The organism is Microbulbifer epialgicus (assembly GCF_041447265.1).
In the GTDB taxonomy this organism is placed as follows: Bacteria; Pseudomonadota; Gammaproteobacteria; order Pseudomonadales; family Cellvibrionaceae; genus Microbulbifer; species Microbulbifer epialgicus.
In genome coordinates this window covers 1-4,431 of record NZ_JBGMEK010000160.1, presented here as the reverse complement: position 1 = coordinate 4,431, position 4,431 = coordinate 1, and the positions used below count along the sequence as shown (strand labels likewise).

Genomic DNA, 4,431 nt, shown 5'->3' with positions numbered 1-4,431 from the left:
AATCGTTACCAGCGGGAAAAGAAACGGAAAAAGTGCCGGCGTCGGGCAGCGATTGAACCACTCATTGGGCATCTCAAATTTGATTTTCGACTGTCAAGAAACTTCCTCAAAGGCACAGTGGGTGATGCGATAAATCTCCTCATGGCTGCGTGTGCCTGGAATTTGAGAAAATGGATGATCAGGGCGCTGGAGGCGTTTTTTTGTGCCCTAAAAAATCGTTTTCACCTATTTTTATGATCTCAAATCCGTTCCGGCTAATAATACGGATATTTTACTTACGTTTTGGAAGGTGGATTTAGTCCGAATCGCCCCGCAAACCCTCATTACACCGTGCTGGAGGCTAGTGTTTGGTTTTTTTCAGGGCCGACTACATATGCAATGAATTCCGATTGAAACGCCGACACTCTAAGACGCTACAGCAGTTTCAAGCATGGGTTGACGAGGTTACTGAAGAATTAACCGCGAACTAGCTGAACGCGTTCATAAGACTTTCTTATGACTCAGGCAATGGAGCTGGAATCTTGGTAGATAACCCGGCTCCGTTTGATGTGTAGCTAACGAAGTTCAGCCGCTCCGGCAGTTCCTCGCGAGCATAAACACCGACCTGGTTACCCGGGACCCAAAACAAACGGAGAGCGTCATGGGAGCACTACAGGAAATCATCGGGGAGCTTGATTGCATCCAGATTCGACCCGAGCACAAAAACCGATCATACCCAGGGCGAGATGTGAATATCGGAAAAGACCGCCATGAAAAAAGTTCAAACTTAGGCCCCACCAGGGCTCCCATTATTTCCGATATTTGTGAATATCGGAATAATTGTAATTGAACGTTTTCCCCCTATGTCCCTATGGTTCCTATGTTTGGACGTTCAACTTAAGTATTTAATTTTCGCCAACTAAAGTACTTAATTTCCAACTAAAATACTTAATCGTGCATCCATCTACTCTAGTTCCGGCCTAGTAATCTCCCTGTGTTCCTGTGTTCCTGTGTTCCTGTGTTCCAGGGTTCCAGGGTTCCAGGGTTCCAGGGTTCCAGGGTTCCAGGGTTCCAGGGTTCCAGGTGTTTTCGCATACAAACATTGGAGCGCATCAAAGCCTTTTCCTAAAACCAAATTACTCACGCAACTCCGAAAAACTTTTGGACAAGTGAGCCGTAAAAGCATCGTGCCAATAGGTTTATAAGTGAATCTACCTATGAAATTCACTGGCAACTTCACGTGGATGAAGCTGATCAAAAAAGCACCTATAAGCTAGTTACACTTACATTCGAATAGCCTCCTATAGATCTAGCTTTTTAGCTAGATCCCCTATCATAATCCGTTAAAATATCATTATTACGGATTATATTTCACCCCTATTTCGAGGTTTCCATGGCTAAATCTGGTCAAGCTCGGGTACCTACAGCTACCCAGCAATGTCATCTCTTCCAGGTGATTCAAGAGCATCGTCACCCTGAAAAGAATACAGCTATTATGCAGGTCAGCTTCAAGCTTGGTCTCCGTGCCCAGGAGATTGCTCTCCTGCAAGTAAAGGAGGTTGCCAAGCTCAATCCTTCTGGCACTGAGTTCAAACTCCTAGAGGTAATGAGTTTACCTGCCACCTACACGAAGGGCGCAGATGCCATGAAGCGCTCAAAAAGCCACTATCAACGCAAAACCATCAGCTTTGATATCAAGAGTTTTGACAAAGTTGTTAGACAGATTGAAGCCTTGGCCAAATCTGGTGCTAAAGTTAATCCGGAAAATTTCTATCCGCCAGTTAAGCAACATAAAGGTAAGTCGCGGGATCTACCCATAGTAGATCAAGATCTCCGTGACGCTCTGGTTCAGCATTTAAACTTGAGACTTAGCAAAAGAGAAAAGCTAAAGCCCTCCTCCCCTCTTTTCATTACCCAAAAAGGTGGCCCCTACTCTCCCAATACATTGCAAGAGCATATGGCTTTGATGCTTCGTGATTGGGCTGGGATTGAGAAAGCCAGTTCACATAGCGGGCGGCGCGCTCTGATCACTAATGTAATTCACAAGCAAAAGAAGTCTGTCAAAATAGCTCAGAAAATTGCTGGTCACGTTAATCCATCAACAACACTAATTTATGAAGAGCCGCCAGAAGAAGTCCTAGAAGATGCTTTAAGGAATCTAAAGTAATTCCCTCGCGTGAAATTTAGTCACACCATTATGATTTCGTCTGTGTGGAATCTGCGCTTGGCTCGTCCTTGCTTTCTCCGGTTATTCCGAGAAACCGGGCTCCAGCTCCACGGTGACCAAGCAGTGGGAAACTAGCTTTCCTGTGGCTGAAACCGCCGACTCTGTCTTTATCAACGGCAAGATCTACATCGTCGAAGGTGACAATCCCAGGGGAGAAGCCGTCGCGTTCCACGGCAGTACCATTTCCATTAAAATCCGGCACCGAACTTCCAAGACATCAACTCCCAGTCTATGGCATCATGTACATCTTTTGTTCATACAGGAAAGTAGAAAGTCAGTTTTGTGGATGCTCCTAAGGCTCGGCATTGAGTAGACCATCATTCAGTATCATCAGATCGATCAGTTTTCACTGCGTTTCAATTCAGAAGCGGATCTGCCATCGTAGGGCCGCAACAGAAATCCTCTTGCGACTCACTTCATGTGGTCTGACCCACTGCAGGTCGCCCGTTATACGCAGCCAAGGCGCCAGGTGCATGTTGTAGAAAAGCTCTACGCCCTGTTCGTCCCTGATAAAGAACTCGGGGTTGAATGGCATGCTAGAACCGATCCTTGCCAGCCCCTTGATCAGTTGATTGCTTAATCCATATTTAAAATAACCGATCCCCCATCGATCCTGCTGCCGACCAGGAAACAACCCCTGCCCTCCGACGCCAGCTAAAAAATGCCATTTAAGGGGATTAGGGTTTCCGTCGGAAATTGCGCCTTCTGCAAAGAGACCCCATCCAATATCCGGGTTGTCTGGGTAATGATAAAGATATTGCTGCACACTGGTACTTAGATACCAATAGCCTTTCCGTGTGAGGATGAATTCGGAAGCTGCAGGAAGATCAAGAAGCGAGGGAATGGTCGAAAGATTCAGCCCCTTTTTCGAGCTGTACACGCCGCGGGCAGTATAAAAACCTTTTTGATCGTTTATCTTTGTAGGGAAAGTTGCTGAAAGACTTGTAGTTTTGCCTTCAGCAAAAGGGCTTCTGATTACCTCCCGTGTCTGCGCGTTTCGTGGATCATAAACCATTAATGTAAAGGTTGCATAATCGGCCTTGACTTTCCCAATAGCACCAAACAAGTATGGCGGAGTTACTCCACTAACTGGAGCCGCAAGTCCGATATTCATGAAAGTATCTAGGCCGCCACCGCCGATTAGGGGCTTCTTAGCAGCTACGTCAAACATATAAAACTTGCCTAAGGCGAGCGAATAGCGATCTCCGATGGCCTGCGATAGAATAATGGACGTTTCGCGATCACTGCCACCGAGTCGTGGAAAAGCGAGCGCTGTATTAAGCGGTAATAACTCTCCATTTCCCAAGTCATTGGTATCATCACCAAAAATCCATTCCTGGTGCACATTGACTGACAGGCCTCGCCACAGACCCAGCTTCGACATATCCAGGTTTACGATTAGGTCTCCTTTGCCACCGTATTGCCAAGTCTTGTCACCATCTCCTATGAGTACACCTTGATAGAACTCTGTGAGCCAAGCATCGACTTTTATCCCACGCTCCCGAAAGGCTTGCTTCAAACCACCTGGCCAATCTAATAATGATGGACGTAAGCAATATGAATACGAGGGCGCGGCGTCTTCGAAGTTTTGAGCGGAGGTATCCTGCAGAGATGTGGCGCATACGATTACGATTAAGGCAGTCACCCATTCCAACTTATGCTGCATAGATTTCTCACATGCTCTCTAAGTGGCTACATTTTACCCAGTAAACCGAATCGGCTTTAAGTCTTTATCGTAAGCTACCTTACTAGGGAACCTCTGAGTAATTCCAAGCCAATTTGATAGTATGCAACTATCCGTCAAAACTACGATAGAACATGCACCAAGCCACTTTTATCCGAAGTGGAATACAATCTAAAGCGCCATATAATTCACCGATAGAAGTCACTTTCTCAGAATATTCAGGAGGCAACCTATGTTTGAAGGCACAACGCTGCTAGGGATCAATCACACTTAAATGCCCCTACTACATAATAAGTCCATAGAGAAATGAGCCAGTCTCGTAAATTACGTCCATGAAATAACTGATTTTCTGCTCATCTTTCCTGAAGAGCACCAAAATATGCCGATATTTTGAGCTAAGCGTCAATCCTCCTACGGAAACAATACTCCTCTAGAGAGCTGTATAGATATCAACTCTAGGGGTAACCGTCCGGTAATTCCATCTATTCAGCCAAGTTCTACGCTGTAATTTAGGTGTCCACCAATCAACAAGTGGACACCT

The 4,431-nt window shown here is 45.8% G+C and carries 2 protein-coding genes and 1 pseudogene; 2 read left to right on the top strand and 1 reads right to left on the bottom strand.

Annotated elements, in window-relative coordinates; genetic code table 11:
* Both ACCI49_RS23720 and ACCI49_RS23715 read left to right on the top strand, forming a co-directional pair.
* Positions 1-171, top strand: a pseudogene (locus ACCI49_RS23720) (transposase); the annotation flags it as partial.
* 1,201 nt (positions 172-1,372) lie between these two features.
* Complete coding sequence (locus ACCI49_RS23715; protein WP_371841721.1) at positions 1,373-2,146, top strand: tyrosine-type recombinase/integrase; 774 nt, start codon at positions 1,373-1,375, stop codon at positions 2,144-2,146.
* A gap of 421 nt (positions 2,147-2,567) precedes the next feature.
* Here ACCI49_RS23715 and ACCI49_RS23710 read toward each other — a convergent pair whose 3' ends face one another.
* Complete coding sequence (locus tag ACCI49_RS23710; RefSeq protein WP_371841719.1) at positions 2,568-3,872, bottom strand: carbohydrate porin; 1,305 nt, start codon at positions 3,870-3,872, stop codon at positions 2,568-2,570.
* Between the last annotated feature and the right edge of the window lie 559 nt (positions 3,873-4,431).